Annotated in this window: 22 protein-coding genes; 17 read left to right on the forward strand and 5 right to left on the reverse strand. The window is 31.8% G+C overall.

What is annotated here, in order from left to right; translation table 11 throughout:
* Nucleotides 1-100: 100 nt before the first annotated feature.
* A complete protein-coding gene (locus tag ACFX5D_RS10470; protein WP_379858147.1) occupies nt 101-523 on the reverse strand; it encodes a helix-turn-helix domain-containing protein in 423 nt (140 codons plus the stop codon).
* Nucleotides 524-667: 144 nt separating this feature from the next.
* On the opposite strand from ACFX5D_RS10470, the gene ACFX5D_RS10475 reads away from it, so the two are divergent.
* The 3 genes from ACFX5D_RS10475 to ACFX5D_RS10485 all read left to right on the forward strand — a co-directional run bounded on the left by ACFX5D_RS10475 (nt 668) and on the right by ACFX5D_RS10485 (nt 3,986).
* On the forward strand, nt 668-1,141 hold the full coding sequence (locus ACFX5D_RS10475) for a DUF6495 family protein (RefSeq protein WP_379858148.1): 474 nt from the start codon (nt 668-670) through the stop codon (nt 1,139-1,141).
* Between the two features lie 159 nt (nt 1,142-1,300).
* Nucleotides 1,301-3,304, forward strand: coding sequence for an NAD-dependent DNA ligase LigA (gene ligA, locus ACFX5D_RS10480; RefSeq protein WP_379858149.1), 2,004 nt, complete (start codon nt 1,301-1,303; stop codon nt 3,302-3,304).
* On the forward strand, nt 3,294-3,986 hold the full coding sequence (locus ACFX5D_RS10485) for a lysoplasmalogenase family protein (protein WP_379858150.1): 693 nt from the start codon (nt 3,294-3,296) through the stop codon (nt 3,984-3,986). The genes ligA and ACFX5D_RS10485 overlap by 11 nt, the downstream gene beginning before the upstream one ends.
* On the opposite strand, the gene ACFX5D_RS10490 is transcribed toward ACFX5D_RS10485, so the two are convergent.
* Nucleotides 3,972-4,883: a bifunctional metallophosphatase/5'-nucleotidase gene (locus tag ACFX5D_RS10490; protein ID WP_379858151.1), complete on the reverse strand. Its 912-nt coding sequence runs from the start codon at nt 4,881-4,883 to the stop codon at nt 3,972-3,974. The two genes, ACFX5D_RS10485 and ACFX5D_RS10490, sit on opposite strands and share 15 nt — an antisense overlap.
* Before the next feature lie 161 nt (nt 4,884-5,044).
* Entirely contained in the window at nt 5,045-5,854 is an 810-nt protein-coding gene (locus ACFX5D_RS10495; protein WP_379858152.1) for a 5'-nucleotidase C-terminal domain-containing protein, read from the reverse strand.
* Between the two features lie 47 nt (nt 5,855-5,901).
* On the opposite strand from ACFX5D_RS10495, the gene ACFX5D_RS10500 reads away from it, so the two are divergent.
* The 14 genes from ACFX5D_RS10500 to ACFX5D_RS10565 all read left to right on the forward strand — a co-directional run bounded on the left by ACFX5D_RS10500 (nt 5,902) and on the right by ACFX5D_RS10565 (nt 19,419).
* Nucleotides 5,902-6,429 carry a DUF6913 domain-containing protein gene (locus tag ACFX5D_RS10500; RefSeq protein WP_379858153.1) on the forward strand — a complete coding sequence of 176 codons (528 nt, stop codon included), beginning with the start codon at nt 5,902-5,904 and terminating at the stop codon, nt 6,427-6,429.
* Between the two features lies 1 nt (nt 6,430).
* A complete protein-coding gene (gene dapA, locus ACFX5D_RS10505) occupies nt 6,431-7,318 on the forward strand; it encodes a 4-hydroxy-tetrahydrodipicolinate synthase (protein WP_379858154.1) in 888 nt (295 codons plus the stop codon).
* 130 nt (nt 7,319-7,448) lie between these two features.
* The gene (locus tag ACFX5D_RS10510) at nt 7,449-8,243 is read left to right on the forward strand and encodes an outer membrane protein assembly factor BamD (RefSeq protein WP_379858155.1); all 795 of its coding nucleotides are present in this window, start codon (nt 7,449-7,451) and stop codon (nt 8,241-8,243) included.
* A 4-nt stretch (nt 8,244-8,247) separates the two neighbouring features.
* Nucleotides 8,248-8,565, forward strand: a complete 318-nt coding sequence (locus ACFX5D_RS10515) for a DNA-directed RNA polymerase subunit omega (RefSeq protein ID WP_035671643.1) — start codon at nt 8,248-8,250, stop codon at nt 8,563-8,565.
* A gap of 7 nt (nt 8,566-8,572) precedes the next feature.
* A complete protein-coding gene (gene coaBC / locus ACFX5D_RS10520) occupies nt 8,573-9,784 on the forward strand; it encodes a bifunctional phosphopantothenoylcysteine decarboxylase/phosphopantothenate--cysteine ligase CoaBC (protein ID WP_379858156.1) in 1,212 nt (403 codons plus the stop codon).
* A complete protein-coding gene (porD, locus tag ACFX5D_RS10525) occupies nt 9,777-10,661 on the forward strand; it encodes a type IX secretion system protein PorD (RefSeq protein WP_379858157.1) in 885 nt (294 codons plus the stop codon). The genes coaBC and porD overlap by 8 nt, the downstream gene beginning before the upstream one ends.
* A 54-nt stretch (nt 10,662-10,715) precedes the next feature.
* Complete coding sequence (recN, locus tag ACFX5D_RS10530) at nt 10,716-12,368, forward strand: DNA repair protein RecN (RefSeq protein WP_379858158.1); 1,653 nt, start codon at nt 10,716-10,718, stop codon at nt 12,366-12,368.
* Between the two features lie 72 nt (nt 12,369-12,440).
* The gene (locus ACFX5D_RS10535) at nt 12,441-12,881 is read left to right on the forward strand and encodes a hypothetical protein (RefSeq protein ID WP_379858159.1); all 441 of its coding nucleotides are present in this window, start codon (nt 12,441-12,443) and stop codon (nt 12,879-12,881) included.
* A 344-nt stretch (nt 12,882-13,225) separates the two neighbouring features.
* A complete protein-coding gene (gene fabV, locus ACFX5D_RS10540; protein ID WP_379858160.1) occupies nt 13,226-14,416 on the forward strand; it encodes an enoyl-ACP reductase FabV in 1,191 nt (396 codons plus the stop codon).
* A 112-nt stretch (nt 14,417-14,528) separates the two neighbouring features.
* Nucleotides 14,529-15,338, forward strand: a complete 810-nt coding sequence (locus ACFX5D_RS10545) for an enoyl-ACP reductase FabI (RefSeq protein ID WP_379858303.1) — start codon at nt 14,529-14,531, stop codon at nt 15,336-15,338.
* A gap of 124 nt (nt 15,339-15,462) precedes the next feature.
* On the forward strand, nt 15,463-16,461 hold the full coding sequence (locus ACFX5D_RS10550; protein WP_379858161.1) for a glycosyltransferase family 2 protein: 999 nt from the start codon (nt 15,463-15,465) through the stop codon (nt 16,459-16,461).
* A 1-nt stretch (nt 16,462) separates the two neighbouring features.
* Nucleotides 16,463-17,059, forward strand: coding sequence for a dephospho-CoA kinase (coaE, locus tag ACFX5D_RS10555; protein ID WP_379858162.1), 597 nt, complete (start codon nt 16,463-16,465; stop codon nt 17,057-17,059).
* Between the two features lie 59 nt (nt 17,060-17,118).
* Nucleotides 17,119-18,702, forward strand: a complete 1,584-nt coding sequence (locus ACFX5D_RS10560) for a sensor histidine kinase (RefSeq protein WP_073206319.1) — start codon at nt 17,119-17,121, stop codon at nt 18,700-18,702.
* A 3-nt stretch (nt 18,703-18,705) separates the two neighbouring features.
* Nucleotides 18,706-19,419 (forward strand): response regulator transcription factor, encoded by a 714-nt coding sequence (locus tag ACFX5D_RS10565; protein ID WP_073206317.1) that lies wholly within the window; start codon nt 18,706-18,708, stop codon nt 19,417-19,419.
* A gap of 108 nt (nt 19,420-19,527) precedes the next feature.
* On the opposite strand, the gene ACFX5D_RS10570 is transcribed toward ACFX5D_RS10565, so the two are convergent.
* Together ACFX5D_RS10570 and miaA are read right to left on the reverse strand one after the other, a co-directional pair.
* Complete coding sequence (locus tag ACFX5D_RS10570) at nt 19,528-20,268, reverse strand: acyl-[acyl-carrier-protein] thioesterase (protein WP_379858163.1); 741 nt, start codon at nt 20,266-20,268, stop codon at nt 19,528-19,530.
* 40 nt (nt 20,269-20,308) lie between these two features.
* Nucleotides 20,309-21,226 (reverse strand): tRNA (adenosine(37)-N6)-dimethylallyltransferase MiaA, encoded by a 918-nt coding sequence (miaA, locus tag ACFX5D_RS10575; RefSeq protein ID WP_379858164.1) that lies wholly within the window; start codon nt 21,224-21,226, stop codon nt 20,309-20,311.
* Between the last annotated feature and the right edge of the window lie 38 nt (nt 21,227-21,264).

The raw sequence follows: 21,264 nt of genomic DNA on the forward strand, positions 1-21,264 counted from the left end.
AACTCAATTGGACGGCTTTTTCTTTGAAAGCTTTGTCATAAACTTTGCGGAATTGTTTCATAGGTTAAAATTAAGATTATTTCTTAACTTTCTGTGATGGCTAAGTTAGCATGTCCAGTTTGTCTGATTTATGTTTTTTACGCTTATAATCACTCATAGATATCGCTCTGCCTTTAGGTTTTGGTTGTAATCCTTCAATACCAAAGTTAGCAAAATCTTTTTTCCATTTTGAAACAATAGCAATATTGGGAATATTAAATCTTATTCCTGTTTCCATCAATGAAAGAGATTCCCTTTCTACGATTTTAAGTACTTTTAACTTAAATTCGGCTGAATAACTTTGATTTATTCTTGGTAATAAACTAATTTCACCATAAGTCTTATAAAAACTGACCCACTTACGGATATTCCATCTTGGAATCTGCTTCAATTTTGAAACATATCCTTCTGAATAATGTTTCTTTAAAACCAATTCTACACATTCTAATTTAAATGCATAATCATATTTTACTTTTTTTTCCATAAAAAATGCCCCAAATAGTGTCTAACTTTTTGGGGCATGTCCAAAAGAAGGCTTTTTTTTGGTTTAAAAAATCTAAATTTGCATCGGAAATTAAATGCCAAAAAAACTTTATGTCTCAGCGCCCTGGTGGCAAAAATTACAACAATGAAATATTCAAGATTAACAAAAGAACAATTTGAAGAGTTGAATCAGGAATTCAGCACATTCTTAGCTACTCAAGCAATTGACAAAGCCGAATGGGACAAAATTAAAGCAGAAAAACCAGAAGTGGCTGAACAGGAATTAGAAGTATTTTCTGATTTAATTTGGGAGGGAGTTCTTTCAAAAGCAACTTATTTAGAGCATTTTTCGAAGAACCATATTTTCCTTTTTGAGTGCTTTGACACTCACGTTCAATCTATAGTTTTAAAATCACTAGTTCCAGAAACTGACTTTTTGACTAGAGAGGGATTGCAATGGCTTAGCGATAATATGTTTACAGAGACCATTGAAATGAAAACTGGAAAAAAAGAATTTACAGAGGAGCGAAACACTTCAATTTTTGCACTAATTCAGCAAGGTGCTTTTTTGAGTGATGGTCTATTGTACAAACAAATAAATTCGATTATAGAGTCGTAATATTATTGCTATTTCTTCCCAATAAGATTTAAATTTTGGTTGTCAGGAACCCACTTTTCATTTGATCGGAAGAAAAATATTTTTTTGATGTGGGTTTCTATTAAATTGGCTATTTTAGTAGATTATTTCTAAAGCTAAAACAGCCAATTTTTATTTTCTATGGACATTCAAAATACGATTCAAACATCAAGAGAGGAATTAAATCAACACAACTATAATTATTATGTGCTAGATAAACCAACAATTTCTGATTTTGAATTTGATTTGAAATTAAAGCAATTACAGGATTTAGAAGATAAATACCCGGAATATTTCGATGAAAGTTCACCAACACAAAGAGTTGGAGGAGCAATTACTAAAAATTTCCAAACGGTTACTCATGAATATAGAATGTATTCTTTGGACAATTCTTATTCTAAAGAAGAATTGGTAGATTGGGAAAAACGCATCCAAAAAGTATTAGGAGAAGTTTCATTAGAATACACCTGCGAATTAAAATATGATGGTGCATCAATCAGTATTACCTACGAAAACGGAAAATTAAAACGGGCTGTGACTCGTGGAGACGGTTTTCAGGGAGATGACGTCACCAATAATATCAAAACCATAAAATCAATTCCATTAAAATTACAAGGTAATTTTCCTTCTACATTTGATGTTCGTGGTGAAATTATTTTACCATTTGCCGGTTTCGAGAAAATGAACCAAGGCTTAATAGAAATTGGTGAATTACCGTATTCAAATCCCAGGAATACTGCTTCGGGAAGTTTGAAATTACAAGACAGTGCAGAAGTTGCCAAAAGACCCCTGGATTGCTTACTATATTTTTTAATTGGAAATAAATTACCGTTCAATTCTCAGTTTGATGGATTAGAAACGGCTAGGGAATGGGGTTTCAAGGTGCCGAAGGAAGCAAAATTGGCTCGTAATTTAGAAGCGGTTTTTGAATTTATAGATTACTGGGATGTTCACAGACATCAACTGCCTTATGAAACGGATGGAGTAGTGGTTAAAGTAAATTCTTTTCATTATCAGGATGAATTAGGTTTTACTGCTAAATCACCACGATGGGCGATTGCCTATAAATTCAAATCAGAACAAGTTTCAACGAAGCTAGTTTCAATTTCATACCAAGTTGGAAGAACTGGAGCGATTACGCCAGTAGCAAATTTAGAACCGGTACAATTAGCAGGAACAGTAGTAAAGCGCGCTTCGCTGCACAATGCGGATCAAATTGAGAAATTAGATATACGTGTTGGCGATATTGTTTTTGTAGAAAAAGGAGGAGAGATTATTCCTAAAATTATTACAGTTGATTTGACAAAACGTCCAGAGACTTCAGAACCTACAAAATACATCACTCATTGCCCGGAATGCCATACGCCATTAGTAAGAGGTGAAGGCGAGGCAAATCATTATTGTCCTAATTTTTATGGTTGTCCACCACAAATTATTGGAAGAATTCAACATTACATTTCACGAAAAGCTATGGATATTGAAGGGCTTGGCGGCGAAACAGTTGGGCTGCTTTTCAATCACGGATTGGTTCATAATTATGCAGATTTGTATGAATTGACTGTAGAGCAAATTCTACCACTGGAAAGAATGGCTCAAAAATCGGCAGAAAATTTAGTGAAAGGGGTCGAGAATTCAAAAAAAATTCCTTTCGAACGTGTACTTTATGCTATCGGAATACGATTTGTGGGAGAAACGGTGGCTAAGAAATTAGCCAAACATTATAAAAGCATTGATGCGTTAAGTCAGGCTGCTTTGATGGATTTGGTTTTAGTGGATGAAATTGGAGATAGAATAGCACAAAGTGTGATTGATTTTTTTGAAAATATAGAAAATAGAATTATTATTGAAAGATTAAAAAGTTACGGAATTCAATTTGAAATTATTGAAAAAGTAAATCCAAATGCAACTAGCAAACTCTCAGGAAAAACCTTTGTTGTTTCAGGTGTTTTCGAAAAATATTCAAGGGATGATTTGAAAAAAGCAATTGAAGATAACGGTGGGAAAGTGGGAAGTTCTATTTCGGCAAAAACGGATTATGTTATTGCAGGAGATAGTATGGGACCGGCAAAATTAGAAAAAGCAAATAAACTAAATGTACCAATAATTTCCGAAGATGATTTTATGATATTGATAAATGAAAGCTAATACACCGTCTCTTATACTTTATTTTTTAGCTTGCATTCTGACTGTGGTACTAACTTTTGTAGGGCAAGAATCATATTTGCTCTACACAAAATCTCTTTTATTATCCTCCATTTTTATATATTATCTAACTACAAATAATTATAAAATTGACTTAATTAAAGGAGGGATTTTTCTATTTTCTTTTATAGGAGACGTTTTCGTTTTGATGCGATATGTAGATTCAGAAATTGGCTCAGTACTCAGTTTTTTGATTGTTTATTTACTGCTGATTATTCCTCTTGTTAGAGGATTGAAAAAGATAAAGTTTGATAAAATAGATGTATTATCTTTGATAAGTATAATAATTGTAATGATTGTTTTATCGATTACTATTTTAAGCTTGCCATTTGAGAACATGAAAACAGATTTTTCGCTTATTATAGTTTACAGTATCGTACTGAGTATTCTGATTTGCATATCTGTTGTAAAATATATTACAAAAAGTAATTTTGCTTTTCTAAATTTACTTCTAATGTCATTGTGTTTTTTGTTTTCTGATATTTTTTATGTTTTAAATGGATTTTACTTACCACTTTCCGCTTTTAGTCTAATCGAAATAAGCACTCAGGTATTTTCGTATTTTTTTATGGTAAATTACTTTATTGCAAATAACAAATCGATACGAAAATTAAACAATAATTGATGTTCCTTTAAATGAATTTTGTTTGTCATTATCCAAATAAAAATCCATTCTACCCAAATTAATTCCGTAACAACCCACTTGATTTACTAAAACGTCTTTGCCCGTAAGATTTTTTACAACAGTAGGTTTATCTAGAAAAGTATGAGTGTGTCCACCAATTATCAAGTCAATATCTTGGGTAATTGCAGCTAATTTTAAATCACAAAGTTTATTGGGTTCGTCTTTGTAATTGTATCCCAAATGCGACAAACAAATTACTAAATCACATTGATTTTCTTTCTTTAAGATACGAACCATATCTTGTGCAGCTTCAACAGGATTATTATATACCGTTTCTTTATACATTGCTTTATCTACCAAACCATTCAATTCTATGCCGAGTCCAAAAACACCCACTTTGATTCCATTTTTGTTGAAAATTTTATAAGGCTTTACAAAGCCATCCATCGCCGTATTTTTGAAATCATAATTCGCTGATACAAATTCAAACGTAGCATGAGGCATTTGAGCATACAATCCTTCAACTCCATTATCAAAATCATGATTTCCTATAGTTGAAAGATCATACTTCATCATACTCATCAATTTGAACTCTAATTCACCGCCATAATAGTTAAAATACGGCGTTCCCTGAAATATATCACCCGCATCAAGTAATAAAACGTTTGGATTTTCCTTTCTGATTGTTTCAATTAGAGTAGCTCTTCGCACGACACCGCCCATATCTGGGTTTCTGGGATGATTTGCAGGAAATGGATCAATATAACTGTGCACATCATTGGTATGCAGAATCGTGAGATGTTTAGTTTCCTTAGATTCAAAACTGCTCAATGATAAACCTAAACTTAACAATGCCGTGGTGGCTGCTGTTTTTTCTATAAAAACTCTTCTTTTCATTTTTTTATTTTTTTGAAGCTATTTCCCGCTTTCCGTTGCAATCTTTTTATCCGCCAAAAAGGCAGATAAAAAGGATTTTCACTTCACTCGGGGCTAGGGCTATATATTTATGAAACTATTTTCTAGCGATTCAAAATGAATGCTGAGAATGAACACTAATTTTATTCAACAGTAATTCTGATATCATTTACCACAGGAATTGTATCTACTTCTTTGAAATAATCAATCAGGATATTTCGTAATTTGTAATCCAAATCAAATTTCTGAACTCCTTTTTTAAAGAAACTCATATTGTCACCACCATTTGATAAATAATCATTGGTACCTACATAATAAATTTTGTTTCTTTCAATCGATTTTCCTTGAACTAATATGTTTTTAGCAACATTGTCTTTGCCTATTGTAAAAGTAATTCCGGAGATTGGGTGTGGTTTTTTCTCGGCAATAAAATAGTCAACCAATTCAAGAATTTGTTCTCCTTTCAAAGCAATAACAACCATAGTATTTTCAAAAGGCATGATTTCAAAAGCCGTTCTGCTCGTAACATTTCCTTTTGGAAGAATAGACCGAATGCCACCGTTATTGAGTAAACAAATATCGATATTCTTTTTTTCTCTGGCATTAAATACCAGATTGCCACGCTGCAGTGTAACATCAGCTATTAAATTTCCAATAGTTGTTTGCCATTTACCAGAACTTTTATCTAGTGTAACCGGACAATAGGCAAGAATACTGTCTAAATCTTTATTAATATGTTCGCGGTAGGGTTTAATAAAATTTTCAATTTGCATTGACTTTTCATCTGGAAGACTTGAGTTGACAAGTAAATTACCTATTTCAGTAATAGGAATTTGTTTGCCCTCAATTTTAGAAACATGATAATTTTGTTTGCTGCAGGAAGCAATAAAAAAAAATGTTAAGAATATAACAAAAAGTTTTAAAACATCGTTATACTTTTTTAGATTTACCATTTTAAATGCGACTTAATTAATTAATTTTGTAACAAAGTAAAAGTAGTATGTTTTTAAATTATATAAAGGATTTCTACGTAAAAAGAAAATTAAAAAACAGTTTGCACAATTTAAAAAGTAATATACTTTCAGTTGGAATAGAAACTGTTGGTTTGCTTATCGATGCCAGTCATTTCACAGAAAAAGAAGCACTGATTAAGGAGTTGATAGCAAACGGAATTCCGGTGAAAAGCATTAAAACGATAGTGTATAAAGATAGATTTAAGTTAAATGATGTAAATTCACAACTTGGTTTCACAGATAAACATCTTAATTGGAAGGGAGAAATAAAAAATCCCAACGTAAATGACTTTATAAATGAAAAGTTTGATTTACTCATAAGTTATTACGATGTAGAAAAAGCAATATTAATGCTGATTACACATAATTCAAAAGCAGTATTTAAAGCCGGTTTTTCAACAATCGATAAAAAATTAAATCATTTGACCATTGATATGAATGTCAAAAATTATAAGATTTTCACAGCTGAATTATTCAGATATTTAAAATTATTTAAACAAAATATAATACAATAATATGCAATCATTAATAGGAACTGGTGTTGCCCTTGTAACTCCATTTAAAGAAGATTTTTCAATTGACACAGAAGCATTGAGAAGAATTGTAAATTTTTCAATCGATGGAGGAATTGAATATCTTGTAGTGCTTGGCACAACTGCCGAAAATGCGACATTGTCTCAAGAGGAAAAAGAATTAGTTATTAAAACTGTCATTGATGCTAATAACGGTAGTTTACCTTTGGTTTTAGGAGTAGGTGGGAATAACACGATGAAGGTAGTCGACGAGCTTAAAACTAGAGATTTATCATCGTTTGCGGCAATTCTTTCTGTTTCACCGTATTATAATAAACCAACCCAAGAAGGTATTTATCAACACTTCAAAGCAGTCGCCGAAGCATCTCCCATTCCAGTAATTTTATATAATGTTCCAGGAAGAACGGCCAGTAATATGTTGCCTTCAACTGTTTTGCGATTGGCAAATGATTTTAAAAATGTGGTTGCCATCAAGGAAGCTGCAGGCGATATTGTACAAGCGATGCAATTATTAAAAAATAAGCCAAAAGATTTCCTTGTGATATCTGGAGATGATATGATTGCCTTACCGATGGTTTTGGCGGGCGGATCAGGGGTTATATCTGTAATCGGACAAGGATTTCCCAAAGAATTTTCTGAAATGATACGGTTGGGGTTGAATAGAAAAGTAGATGAAGCATTCAAAACGCAATATATTTTAGATGACTGTATTGATATGATTTTTGAACAAGGAAATCCTGCAGGAATCAAACAAGTGTTTATGTCACTGGGAATAGCTGAAAATGTTGTTCGTTTACCATTGATTAAAGTAGATCAATCATTAACGGAACGAATTGACCAGTTTGTTAAAAAAATCAATAAAATAGGGTAATAAGCGTTATATTTTTTTAAACAAAAATATATTTTGAAGTAGCTAAATTAATAACTAAATTTGCCACCGAAACTTCGGTATGATTTTTTATGTTAAAATAAACTGTGAAAGTCAGGAAAAAAGTAAAAAAATGAAAAAAATAATATCTCTATTGCTTCTTATTGTTGTTTTTAGTTCTTGCAATGAATATCAAAAAGCATTGAAAACCGAAGATGTTGCTGTAAAATTTGACATGGCAACTAAATTGTATGATTCAGGTAAATATACCAAAGCAATACGCCTTTTTGAGCAAATCGCTCCCGCTTACAGAGGGAAACCACAAGCTGAAAAGTTGTTTTACATGTTTGCTCAATCGTATTACAAAACCAAACAATACTATTTAGCCGGATATCAATTTGAGAGTTTTGTATCTGGATATCCGAAAAGTGAAAAAATACAAGAAGCTGCTTATTTAGGAGCAAAAAGTTATTCAATGCTGTCGCCAGTATATAGTTTAGATCAAAAAGATACCTTTAAGGCTATTGAAAAATTACAAGCATTTATCGATAATTACCCTAACTCGCAATATTTAGCTCAGGCAAATGCAACTGTAAAAGTGCTAACTGAAAAGATTGAAAAAAAGGTGTATGAAAATGCTAAAGGATATAATACTATTTCAGATTACAAGTCTGCAATAGTAGCTTTTGATAATTTTTTAGGTGATTATCCTGGTACAACATACAAGGAAGATGCCTTGTTTTATAAATATGATTCTGCTTACCAATTAGCAATTAACAGTATTCCTGCAAAAATGGAAGAAAGATTAAATGTAGCAAAAACAGCACATTCAAATCTTGTAAAGTTTAATGCAAATTCAAAATATAAAAAGATAGAGGACGAAATGTTAGCTCGAATTGAAAAAGATTTACAAAAATTTAATAAATAAAGTCATGGATTTAAAAAAGACGAATGCTCCGGTAAATACAATTACATACAACAAAAACGTTATTGAAGAACCTACTGGTAATGTGTATGAAGCGATAACCATTATGGCTAAAAGAGCAAACCAAATCAACTCTGAAATCAAAAAAGAATTGACAGAGAAATTGGAAGAATTTGCTACATATAATGACAGTCTTGAAGAAGTTTTTGAAAATAAAGAACAAATTGAGGTTTCTAAATTTTACGAAAAATTGCCAAAACCACACGCTTTAGCAGTTCAAGAATGGTTGGATGGTAAAATCTATCATAGAGATTCAAATAAATAATAGTACAATGTCAGTTTTAAACGGTAAGAAAATTTTACTAGGTATTTCTGGTGGGATTGCAGCCTATAAAACAGCCTCATTAGTACGACTTTTCATAAAAGCAGGTGCACATGTCCAAGTGATAATGACACCTGCTTCTAAGGATTTTATAACTCCATTAACGTTATCTACGTTATCTAAAAATCCTGTATTTTCCAGCTTTTACAATCAAGATGATGAGAATGAAGAATGGAATAATCATGTTGAATTAGCGCTTTGGGCTGATTTAATGGTTATTGCTCCAGCTACGGCAAATACCTTGTCTAAAATGGCAAACGGTACTTGTGATAATCTTTTGATTGCGGCCTATTTATCTGCAAAATGCCCCGTTTATTATGCTCCTGCAATGGATTTAGATATGTACAAACATCCATCCACCATTGCAAATTTTTTCTCCTTGACTCAATTTGGTGATACTATAATTCCTGCTGAAAGCGGAGAATTGGCTAGTGGACTTTCAGGAGAAGGAAGAATGGCGGAACCAGAACATATTGTTGCATTTATAGAAGCAGATTTAGAAAGCAGATTACCCTTGAAAGGAAAGAAAATATTAATTACTGCCGGTCCCACATACGAAGCGATAGATCCAGTGCGTTTTATAGGAAATCATTCATCGGGAAAAATGGGTTTTGATATTGCTTCAAGTGCTGCAAATTTAGGTGCTTCGGTAATACTGGTTGCGGGTCCTACGCATTGTAAAGTAAATAATGCATTGATAAAAGTAATTCCTGTCGTTTCTGCTCAGGAAATGTATGATGCTTGCCATCTATATTATGCTGATGCTGATGTTGCGATTGCCGCTGCCGCTGTTGCCGATTATAAACCTAAAAACGTAGCTTCGCAAAAGATAAAAAAGAGTGCAGATGATTTTACTATTGAACTGGAGAAAACAAAGGATATCTTAGCCTCTTTAGGAGAAATCAAAAAAAATCAGTTTTTAATTGGTTTTGCTTTAGAATCAGAAAATGAAATTGAGAATGCGAAGTTGAAAATTCAGAAAAAAAACTTAGATTTGATTGTTTTAAATTCATTGCAAGATTCAGGAGCGGGTTTTGGAAAGGCAACTAATAAAGTTACTTTTATAGATAAAATTTTTAATATTGAACCAATGGATTTAAAATCTAAGGAAGCAGTGGCTGATGATATATTAAATAAGGTAGTAGCACATTTTTATGAATAAAATAATTACTTTTCTTTTAGTACTAACTTCTGGGCTTTCGCAAGCGCAACAGTTAAATTGTACGGTAACAGTAAATTCACAGAAACTAAGCAATGCCAATCAGCAAGTTTTCAAAACTTTAGAAGCTTCAGTGAGTGAATTTGTAAATAAAACTGATTGGACTGGGCAAACTTTTAAACAAAATGAAAAAGTTAACTGTTCGATGTATATTACTATTCTATCTAACAATTCTGATCAATTTACCGCAACAATACAAGTACAATCATCAAGACCTGTTTTCAATTCATCTTATTCTTCTCCTGTATTAAATTATAATGATAAAGATTTCAGCTTTAGATATACTGAATTTGAAAATTTAATTTTTAATCCAACTTCTTTCGATTCAAATTTAGTGTCTATATTAGCTTTTTATAGCAATATAATATTAGGTATGGATGCGGATACTTTTGTATTGCAATCCGGTAATCCTTATTTTGAAACAGCGCAAAATATTTCAAATGTGGCACAACAAGGTGGATACAAAGGATGGACCCAAAGTGATGGTAATCAAAATCGCTACTTTTTGATAAACGATTTATTATCTCCAACATTTGTTGGCATGAGACGAACCTTATTTGACTATCATACAGGATTAGATTTGATGAGTCAGGATTTGAAATCTTCAAAAGAAAAAATAAAAGCCTCTTTATTTAATTTGTCAAAATTGAATAGTTCAAGACCAAATACATTTTTGACACGTATATTTTTTGACGCTAAATCAGATGAGATAGTTTCGATTTTCTCAGGTGGTCCTAGTATATCTATTACCGATTTGGTAGAAAATTTGAATAAAGTATCTCCTATAAACTCGAGTAAATGGGCATTAATTAAGTATTAATTGATTTTTCAATTTACGAAATACTCATTATTCTTCATCACAAAATAAATTTAAATGATTACCTCTCTTTCGATAAAAAATTATGCGCTTATAGAAAAATTAACCATTGATTTCTCAAAAGGTTTTTCAATAATTACCGGAGAAACAGGTGCTGGTAAGTCAATAATTTTAGGAGCTTTAGGCTTAGTTTTAGGAAAAAGAGCCGACCTGACATCTTTGAAAAACAAAGAAGAAAAGTGTATTATTGAAGCTCATTTTGAAATTTCAAAGTATAATCTGCTCCCATTTTTTGAAGAAAATGATTTGGACTATGAACAAGACACTATAATTAGACGTGAAATTCTGCCTTCGGGAAAATCAAGAGCTTTTATAAATGACAGTCCTGTAAATCTTCAGGAACTGCAGGAATTGGGTCTGTTTTTGATTGATATCCATTCGCAACAGCAAACCCAAGAGCTTTCGGATGAAAATGTTCAGTTCGAAATTATTGATGCAATTGCAAATAATCAATTGACTATTTTGGATTATCAAATTCTTTTGAAAAGTTATAAATCGAATAAATCCAAATTAAATTCACTGCTAAAAAGACAAAGCGAAGCTGCAAAAGAACAAGAATACAATACTTTTTTATTAGAGGAGTTAGTTGCGGCACAATTGAAATCTGGCGAACAAGAAGTTCTTGAAGCTGATTTTGAAAAATTGAATAATGTTGAGATTATAAAAGAATCAATAGATAAATCTTTGGCTATTGCCAATGAAGAACAAATAGGCGTTTTGCATAACTTAAAAGAAATCAAAATTTCATTGCAAAAAATTGCTTCTTTCTCTACAGAATATCATTCCTTTTTAGAACGAATTACGAGTATAACAATTGAATTTGATGATATCTCAGATGAGCTAAACAGATGCTCAGAAAAACTTATTAATGACCCGGAGCAATTGGATTTAATTAGTCAAAAGTTGCAAGTTATTTTTAATCTGCAAAAGAAACATCAGGTTTCCTCAGTGGACGATTTATTGGAAATTCAAACCAAGTTAGAAAATTCCGTTTTAGAATTAGGGAATATAGAAGAAGAAATTACCGCACTGACCAATTCGATTAAGCAAAAAACAATTGCATTAGATGATTTTTCGGATGCAATTCACAGGAATAGATTGGAGTCAATTCCTGTTTTATCTCAAAAGTTAATCACTATTTTAGAAACTTTAGGAATGCCCAATGTGCGTTTTAAAATGGAGCTAAATAAATCTTTGACATATTTGTCTAACGGAAAAGACGAGCTTCAGTTTTTATTTTCTGCTAATAAAGGAACAGATTTCGGTTTGCTGAAAAAAGTGGCTTCTGGAGGAGAAATGTCTAGAATTATGCTTGCTGTAAAGGCGATATTAGCAAAATACTCTAAATTACCAACACTAATTTTTGATGAAATTGATACTGGTGTTTCGGGAGAGATTGCAATTAGAATGGGAGAAATTATGAAAGAGATGAGTCAAGAAATGCAAATATTTGCCATCACACATTTACCACAAATCGCTGCAAAAGGAAATGCACATTTCAAAGTATTCAAATCAACTGTTGGTGAGGATACGCAATCGGAGTTAAAGTTATTGAGCAATGAGGAACGTGTTGTCGAAATAGCCCAAATGTTATCGGGAACTGTCGTTTCTGCTTCGGCCTTAAATCACGCAAAAGCCTTGCTGAATTAATTTTTAGCTTTATATTTGTTTCTAAAAAATTAACACGGATTTAATTCAATTTTACTATTTAAAAAATAAAATATGTGTTTCAAAAAATATATCGGGATATTGACTATAATTTGCATTGCTTTTTTTAATACCTCTTTTGGACAAGCTTTAGACTCTGATCAAGTAGTTGGTTCAGGTGCAGCCAATAATTCTATGTATTCTGTTAGTGATTATTCAGAAGGATTTTATGTTACTTTAGAAGACTTTATTAATAAGAAAAAGACGAAACTTAATCCAGTTGAACGCAGAGAAATTATAGGGTTTGAAAAAAAATTAATACATAAAGATTCTATTGTAGATCATGTTTTTTTAACCACTATTGCTGATGAAACCAAATTGACTGGAGTTTTCGCTGTTTCGCTCAATGGAAATCTTTATATACAACAAAAAAATTTCCGTAAATATGCAGTAAAAGGTGATAAGAGTGAAGAAGGCGATAATCCAAATTCGTATCATAGGGTTTTACAAGCCTGAAAATTTCTATACTTAGAGGCAGAACTTGCTAATGGTTGGTCAAAAGGATTAGCCTACGGAAGTGGTGGAGCTATTGGAGGTGTTATAGGTGCTTCAATGAATAGATTAAAAGGAATTGTATTTGACATCAATAAAAAGGAGTTTAATGTTTTAAAGGACTGTAAAGATTTCAATGAATTTTTGACCAGTAACCAAACGGAAAACACTGAATGTAAAAACAAGAAAATAGATATAATAACAGTAAGAGAAAATATTAATAAAATTATTAAATAAGATATTTATATTTTTTTTGAATTAAAGAATAAAGAAGTCCAAGAATATAAAAACGGAAATAAAAGATAGTTATGATTATTGAACCAAGAATGAGAGGATTTATTTGTACGACATCTCACCCAAAGGGATGCGAACAAAATGTTAAAAATCAAATTGAATATATTAAATCAAAAGGTCCTATTGCGGGAGCTAAGAAAGTATTAGTAATTGGAGCTTCAACTGGTTTTGGACTGGCTTCGAGGATTACAAGTGCTTTTGGTTCAGATGCAGCAACTATTGGTGTGTTTTTTGAAAAAGCACCTTCTGAAGGTAAAACAGCGTCGCCGGGTTGGTATAATTCTGCTGCTTTTGAAAATGAAGCACAAAAAGCAGGTTTATATGCAAAAAGTGTTAATGGCGATGCGTTTTCAAATGAAATTAAAAAACAAACATTAGATTTAATTAAAGCTGATTTAGGTCAAGTTGATTTAGTTATCTACAGTTTAGCCTCTCCGGTTCGTATGCATCCGGTTACAGGTATTTTGCACCGATCTGTTTTGAAACCTATCGGAAGTACTTTTACCAATAAAACCGTTGATTTTCATTCAGGGAAAGTTTCAGAAATTTCAATCGAGCCTTCCAGTGGTGATGATATTGAAAATACCATTGCCGTTATGGGTGGTGAAGATTGGGCTATGTGGATTGATGCTTTAAAAGCAGAAAATCTTCTTGCTCTTGGCGCTACAACTGTTGCTTATTCTTATATTGGACCATCTTTGACGGAGGCAGTTTATAGAAAAGGAACTATTGGCCGTGCTAAAGATCACCTTGAAGCGACTGCATTTACTATCACTAATAGTTTAGCTGACATTGATGGGAAAGCATTTGTTTCTGTAAATAAAGCATTAGTAACACAAGCAAGTTCTGCAATTCCTGTTATTCCATTGTATATTTCTTTGTTGTATAAAATAATGAAAGAAGAAGGAATTCACGAAGGTTGTATTGAGCAAATTCAACGATTATATCAAGAAAGATTATATACTGGAAATGAAGTTCCAGTTGATGAGTCAGGAAGAATCCGCATCGACGATTTAGAAATGCGTCGTGATGTTCAGGAAAAAGTGGCTAAATTATGGATCGATGCTGTTACTGAAAACTTATCTGAAATAGGTGATTTAGAAGGGTACAGAAAAGATTTCTACAATTTATTTGGCTTTGACGTCGATGGGGTAGATTATAATGCGGATACAAACGAAGTAGTAAACATCGAAAGTATCGCTTAATCCAATTACTAAATTAAATATTAGTTTCTGTAATGCATCTTAATTTCTCAATGGTTTTATTCATTTCGAAATTAAGGTGCATTAATTTTTTAAACACATTTAAATTAATTGTATAATGTACAACTTACTTAAGGGAAAAAGAGGAATTATTTTTGGTGCATTAGATGAAAATTCGATAGCATGGAAAACCGCAGAAAGAGTGTATGAAGAAGGAGGCGTTTTTGTTCTTTCTAATGCGCCAGCCGCGATGAGAATGGGAACTATTGATCAACTCGCTCAAAAAACAGGTTCTCAAGTTATACCTGCGGATGCCACATCTGTGAATGATATTGAAAACCTTGTAGATCAGGCAATTATAATTTTAGGAGGAAGAATCGATTTTGTTTTGCACTCGATTGGAATGTCAGTAAATGTCCGAAAAGAAAACCATTACACCAATCAAAATTATGATTATACCGAGAAAGGATGGAATGTATCTGCGGTTTCTTTTCATAAAGTAATGCAGGTTTTGTATAAAAAAGATGCCATGAATGAGTGGGGAAGTATCGTCGCTTTGTCGTATATGGCAGCGCAACGTGTTTTTCCGGACTATAATGATATGGCGGATAATAAAGCGTATTTAGAATCAATCGCCCGCAGTTTTGGATATTTCTTTGGAAGAGATAAAAAAGTACGAGTTAATACTATTTCGCAATCACCAACAGCCACAAAAGCAGGTCAGGGCGTAAAAGGTTTTGGAGGATTTATAGCTTTTGCTGAAAAAATGTCGCCTTTGGGAAATGCATCAGCTTTAGATTGCGCTAACTATACTGTATCTATGTTTTCTGACTTAACAAGGAAAGTAACTTTACAAAATTTATTACACGATGGAGGGTTCTCAAATATGGGAGTAAGCCAGGAAGTAATGGAGATGTTTGAATAGATTGAAAAATATTTCTATCAAGAACCATCAAATGCTATTTGAAGGTTTTTTTTTGGATAAAGATTATCTTTATTAAAATTTTTGCATCAATAAAAATTAATACCTAAATACCACATTCAAGAGTATGTTATTTTCCTTAATCATTCCAGTTTACAATCGTCCAGAAGAAGTAGATGAACTTTTAGAAAGTTTATCACAATCCGATTATAATGAAATATTTGAAATTGTGATTGTTGAAGATGGCTCAACAATAAGATGCCAAGATGTTGCTCAAAAATATGGGGATAAATTAGATATTTCCTATTATTATAAAGAAAATTCAGGACCTGGAGATTCCAGAAATTACGGAATGAAAAAGGCTAGAGGCGATTACTTTATCATTTTTGATTCTGATTGTATTATTCCAAAACACTATTTATCGGAAGTAGACACCGCTTTAAAGCAAAACTATGTTGATTGTTTTGGAGGGCCAGATAAAGCGTTGGATAGTTTTTCAGATATTCAAAAAGCGATCAATTTCGCTATGACTTCATTCCTTACTACTGGAGGAATACGAGGTGGTTCAGAAACGATTGATAAGTTTCAGCCTCGAAGTTTTAATATGGGATTATCTCGAAAAGCTTTTGAAGCATCAAAAGGTTTTGGAAATATTCACCCAGGAGAAGATCCAGATTTATCAATACGTTTATGGAATTTGGGTTTTGAAACTAAACTTTTTTCTAAAGCATTTGTATACCATAAACGAAGAATAGACTGGGATAAGTTTTCTGTTCAGGTGAAGAAATTTGGTAAGGCAAGACCCATCTTAAATAGCTGGTACCCAAAATATAATAAAATTACTTTTTTCTTCCCAACCTTCTTTTTAATAGGATTTATTTTAGCAATAGTATTATTGATTTTTAATTATGATTTACTGCTTAAATTTTATTTTGGTTATTTTTTGGTACTATTTTTGGTGTCTACTTACCAGAATAAGAGTCTGAAAATAGGCTATTTATCTCTAATTGCTGTTTGGAAGCAATTTTACGGATACGGAGTAGGATTTTTAGAATCATTTGTAAAAATTATCATTCTCAAACATAAACCGCAGGAAGCTTTTCCAGATTTATTCTTTAACGTTTAATATGACTAAAATTATTGGTTTAACAGGCGGTATTGGCAGTGGGAAAACTACAATTGCCAATGAATTTTTATCTTTAGGAGTTGCTGTGTACATTGCTGATGATGAAGCGAGAAAACTGATGCAATCCTCAGAAGTTATTAATGCTATTAGAACTGTATTTGGTATTACAGTTTTTGAAAAAAATATATTAAACAGAGAAAAACTTGCCGAAATAGTTTTTAGTGATCCTGAAAAACTGGAACAATTGAATGCAATTATTCATCCTGCCGTAAAAAAACATTTTAAGGAATGGCTATTAAATCATAAAGACGCTCCATTTGTAATTTACGAAGCCGCCATTTTGTTTGAAAGTGGCGGCTATAAAAATTGTGATTTAATAATATCGGTCATTGCACCATTAGAAACAAGGATTCAAAGGGTTATTAATAGAGATAAAACCACACGGGAGCAGGTTTTAAAAAGAATTAATATGCAGTGGAATGACGAAAAACGCATTTCAAAAAGTGATTTTATCATTAAAAACACAAATATTGAAGAAACTAAGTCAAAAACTGTTAAAATTCTTAAATTTTTAAAGATTAAACAAAATGTTACTTAGATGTTAATGTTTGGTTAATGTATTATTTAATATATTGTTAAAATACTAATTTTGTTTCGATGAATAAACTTTTTTTTAGATTATTGGTATTATTAATGAGCTTGTCCTTGATTGGGATAATATTGGTTCAAGTTTACTGGTTTAATACATCATTCAAAAACAATGATGAGCAATTCAAATTTCATGTTAAACAAGTTATTGGTAATGTTGCTGATAAACTTCAAAAACAAGAAGCATACAGTTTTTATGATAAGTACAATCATTACAAAGACAGCACTGGAAAAGTTCCTAAAAAAAATGACTTATTAGAGTTTTATTACGTTCAAAAAAATCCAAAAACGAATAAAACAATAATATATTCTAACAGCATTATATCGGAGGATTACAAAATATCTTCATCGTTCTTTGATAAGAAGTTTGATACAGAAAGATTTAAGAATTTTAATTCTAAGCGTGTTACTGAAGTTTATAATAACAATAATATTGATAATTCAGGCGTTGGACAAAGCTTAATTCCAGATGTTAGAATTGAAAAATCAGGAAATTTGGATATTTTAGATAATGCTCAATTTGAAATATTTTTCAAAGATATTGCCTCAGCAATGCCCTTAGAAGAAAGGGTTTCAAAAGAAATTTTGCAGAAACTAATAAAAAAAGAATTAGAGGAGCGTGGTGTAAATACAAAATTCGAATTTGGGATTTATAGTAATAATTTGGCAACAAAGGTAAAGTCAGATGATTTTAAATATGATAAAAATGCCACTTATTCAATCCCTATTTTTACGGATAACGAGGGAAATAGTAAATATCAATTGCTAGTTACATTTCCTCATAAAAAGAAATTTTTATTATCTGAGCTTGTTAGTATAACGATACTATCGATAATATTTACGCTGATCATTCTTATTGCTTATTCAAGTGCATTGAATCAATTGATTCGGCAACGTCATATATCTGAGATAAAAACAGATTTTATCAATAATATGACACATGAATTTAAAACGCCTATTGCAACTATCAATTTAGCTTTGGATGCTATAAAAAATCCTAAAATAATTGATGATAAGGAAAAGGTATTACGATACCTTCAAATGATTAGGGATGAGAATAAGAGGATGCATGCCCAAGTAGAAAATGTGCTGCGAATTTCTAAATTAGAGAAAAAAGAGTTAGACATAGCTAAGGAGTCTTGTAATTTAGAAGAAATCATTAATGAAGCAATTGAGCATGTTAATTTGATTTTGGAGGATAGAGAGGGAACAGTTACAACGCATTATGATGCCACGAGAAAGACTGTTTTATTAAATGATGTTCATTTTACAAACGTGCTGGTTAATATATTAGAAAACGCAATTAAATATTCCCCGGATGTTCCTAAAATTGATGTTTATACTGAAAATGTAAAAGATATGGTTATCATTAAAGTTAAGGATAATGGGTTAGGAATGGGTAAAACAGCTCAGAAAAGAATTTTCGAAAAATTTTACAGAGAGCATACTGGAGATTTGCACAATGTTAAAGGGCATGGTTTAGGTTTAGCTTATGTAAAGAGAATTGTTGAGGACCACAACGGTCAAGTTTATGTAGAAAGTGAAAAGGGAAAAGGAAGTACCTTCATAATAAAATTACCATTAATAAATTAGAATATGGAAAATGTAAATAAAAAAATACTTTTAGTTGAAGATGACCTGAATTTTGGAGCGGTGCTAAAAGATTATTTAATGCTAAATGATTTTGATGTTACTTTAGCAAAAAATGGAATGGAAGGATTTGAAAAATTCAAAAAAGACACTTTCGATTTGTGTATTCTGGATGTTATGATGCCATACAAAGATGGTTATACTTTAGCAAAAGAAATAAGAGAGAAAAACAATGAAGTCCCAATTATTTTTTTGACAGCAAAATCTATGAAAGAGGATGTTTTAAAAGGATATAAGGCAGGTGCTGATGATTATTTGAACAAGCCTTTTGATTCAGAAGTGCTTTTGATGAAAATCAAAGCTATTATTCAAAGAAAATCATCTGATACTAAAGCGGAACAAGCACAATTTGAATTTAATATTGGAAAATTTCACTTTAATTCAAAACTTCGCTTTTTAACTTTTAACAATGAAGAGCCTATTAAATTGTCTCCAAAAGAGAATGAGTTATTGAAAATGTTGATTCTTCACGAAAATGATTTGATGCCAAGAGAATTGGCTTTAACAAAAATTTGGAGAGATGATAACTATTTCACCTCTAGAAGTATGGATGTTTATATCGCTAAACTAAGAAAATATCTTAAATTAGATGAAGATGTAGAAATCCTTAATATTCACGGTGAAGGATTTAGACTAGTTGTAAAAAACAAAGTAGCATAATAAAAAAAGGCTCTGAGAAATCGGAGCCATTTTTTTTGGAGCTATTTATTTCTCGGATATTGTGTTAACTATTTCACTTCGGGTATATGGCTTTGTATAAATTTTATCCTATTTCCAATTCAATTGTAAAGCAAAACTGGTTTTATCTTCTTTTGTAATACTAAAAATAGTTTCTGTTTCATTCAAACTCGCGTGAATGAGTACCTGATCTTTCATAGATAACTCCTTCATGAAATTCATTTCTAAACTTTCTATTTTTTGATTTAGAATTAGTTTTTCGTCGGCAAGATCCAGACACCATTCCAGATATTTTACATTATTTACATGATTTACAATATCTAAATCGGATAAGAAAACCGTTTTCGCAAATACAGTCTCTTTTTCATGATTCAAATTAATTTTTGAAAAACCATGTTTTGTGGCTCTTGTATCGGGATACAATTCAAAATGTTCAAAAGGTAATGCCAATGCTTCCGGACGTCGCTTTTGGGTGTTAAAAACGGCCCAAAAAGTCTCAGAACCTACGATCTTCTTTCCATTAAAACACATTTCTAGCGCACGTACGGAACGAGATTTTTCTAAAGAGTTAATCCACGTTTTTACCGTCACAATATCACCCCATTTAGGTAATACATCTATTTCAACTCGCATCCTGCTTAAAACCCAAGCCTGATTGAATTCTTGCATATCTAAGAAACTAATGCCTCCAATCTCTGAATGCGCCGCAGCTGTTAACTGTAAAATATTACATAAGTCGGTATATTTTAAATAGCCATTTGGAGCACATTGTGTAAAATTTATTTCCCAGTCTTTGCTTAAAATGGACGTAAAATTCGGTGCTATTGGCATATATATAATTATAAATTTGTATTCTTAGATTTAGATTTATTTACTTTTTTGAATTGATGTAATTTACAATAACGTCATAAGGTGTTTCAAAATCAAACCATTTGGTATTTTGATTTCTTTTGAACCAAGTCAGTTGTCGTTTAGAAAATCGTCTTGTATTTTTCTTTATTTCTTCGATGGCAAATTCCAATGAAATTTCACGATAAAAATAACTGAATAATTCTCTATAGCCTACGGTTTGCAGTGCATTCAATTCTTTGTTTGGAAGTAAACTTTTGGCTTCAGCCAAAAGACCTTCGTTCATCATTATATCAACACGTTGATTGATTCGGTTATAAATTATCTTTCTATCAGCCTCTAAACCAATAAGGATGGTAGTGAAGTTTCGACTGTTTTGCTTCTGATTTAGAAAAGAAGAATACGGTTTTCCTGAACCTATACAAACTTCCACAAAACGCATCATTCGTTGTGGGTTTTGTATCGTTTGCGGATTTTCTAAGAGCAGGGTTTTATAATAACCAGGATCTAATGCTTCCAGTTTTTGTTGTAAATAACGAATTCCTAATTTTTCGTAATTAGCCGTTATTTCTGAACGCACCGAAATATCAATTTCAGGAAATTCGTCAAAACCTTTTAGAATGGCATCAACATACAAACCAGATCCACCCACTAAAATCACATAATCATTTTTCAAATACAATTCGTCGAGTTTAGCCGTGGCCTGTTTCTCAAAATCACCAACGGTGTAATTTTCAAAGATCGATTTGTTTTGAATGAAATGGTGCTTCGCAGACGCTAATTCTGATTTGCTGGGAACTGCTGTTCCAATGGTCATTTCCTTGAAAAACTGTCGGCTGTCACAAGAAATAATTTCGCAATTGAAATAATCTGCTAAAACAATACTCAGAGAAGTTTTTCCAATGGCGGTAGGGCCAACTATAGTAATTAAGTATTTCATGTTTTGTTATAACGAATGGCTAAAATGGACTTTAAATA

Origin of the sequence: Flavobacterium fructosi (genome assembly GCF_042787335.1) — a bacterium.
Taxonomy (GTDB): Bacteria; Bacteroidota; Bacteroidia; order Flavobacteriales; family Flavobacteriaceae; genus Flavobacterium; species Flavobacterium fructosi.

Bases quoted from the DNA above. Each gene is read 5' to 3' on its own strand.
- ACFX5D_RS10490 (WP_379858151.1), bottom strand. From the start codon at position 4,883: ATGAAAAGAAGAGTTTTTATAGAAAAAACAGCAGCCACCACGGCATTG.
- ACFX5D_RS10565 (WP_073206317.1), top strand. From the start codon at position 18,706: ATGGAAAATGTAAATAAAAAAATACTTTTAGTTGAAGATGACCTGAAT.
- ACFX5D_RS10500 (WP_379858153.1), top strand. From the start codon at position 5,902: ATGTTTTTAAATTATATAAAGGATTTCTACGTAAAAAGAAAATTAAAA.
- fabV (WP_379858160.1), top strand. From the start codon at position 13,226: ATGATTATTGAACCAAGAATGAGAGGATTTATTTGTACGACATCTCAC.
- ACFX5D_RS10570 (WP_379858163.1), bottom strand. From the start codon at position 20,268: ATGCCAATAGCACCGAATTTTACGTCCATTTTAAGCAAAGACTGGGAA.
- porD (WP_379858157.1), top strand. From the start codon at position 9,777: ATGAATAAAATAATTACTTTTCTTTTAGTACTAACTTCTGGGCTTTCG.
- miaA (WP_379858164.1), bottom strand. From the start codon at position 21,226: ATGAAATACTTAATTACTATAGTTGGCCCTACCGCCATTGGAAAAACT.
- ACFX5D_RS10475 (WP_379858148.1), top strand. From the start codon at position 668: ATGAAATATTCAAGATTAACAAAAGAACAATTTGAAGAGTTGAATCAG.
- coaBC (WP_379858156.1), top strand. From the start codon at position 8,573: ATGTCAGTTTTAAACGGTAAGAAAATTTTACTAGGTATTTCTGGTGGG.
- ACFX5D_RS10550 (WP_379858161.1), top strand. From the start codon at position 15,463: ATGTTATTTTCCTTAATCATTCCAGTTTACAATCGTCCAGAAGAAGTA.
- ACFX5D_RS10495 (WP_379858152.1), bottom strand. From the start codon at position 5,854: ATGGTAAATCTAAAAAAGTATAACGATGTTTTAAAACTTTTTGTTATA.
- dapA (WP_379858154.1), top strand. From the start codon at position 6,431: ATGCAATCATTAATAGGAACTGGTGTTGCCCTTGTAACTCCATTTAAA.
- ACFX5D_RS10485 (WP_379858150.1), top strand. From the start codon at position 3,294: ATGAAAGCTAATACACCGTCTCTTATACTTTATTTTTTAGCTTGCATT.
- ACFX5D_RS10470 (WP_379858147.1), bottom strand. From the start codon at position 523: ATGGAAAAAAAAGTAAAATATGATTATGCATTTAAATTAGAATGTGTA.
- recN (WP_379858158.1), top strand. From the start codon at position 10,716: ATGATTACCTCTCTTTCGATAAAAAATTATGCGCTTATAGAAAAATTA.
- ACFX5D_RS10535 (WP_379858159.1), top strand. From the start codon at position 12,441: ATGTGTTTCAAAAAATATATCGGGATATTGACTATAATTTGCATTGCT.
- ACFX5D_RS10510 (WP_379858155.1), top strand. From the start codon at position 7,449: ATGAAAAAAATAATATCTCTATTGCTTCTTATTGTTGTTTTTAGTTCT.
- ACFX5D_RS10560 (WP_073206319.1), top strand. From the start codon at position 17,119: ATGAATAAACTTTTTTTTAGATTATTGGTATTATTAATGAGCTTGTCC.
- ligA (WP_379858149.1), top strand. From the start codon at position 1,301: ATGGACATTCAAAATACGATTCAAACATCAAGAGAGGAATTAAATCAA.
- ACFX5D_RS10515 (WP_035671643.1), top strand. From the start codon at position 8,248: ATGGATTTAAAAAAGACGAATGCTCCGGTAAATACAATTACATACAAC.
- coaE (WP_379858162.1), top strand. From the start codon at position 16,463: ATGACTAAAATTATTGGTTTAACAGGCGGTATTGGCAGTGGGAAAACT.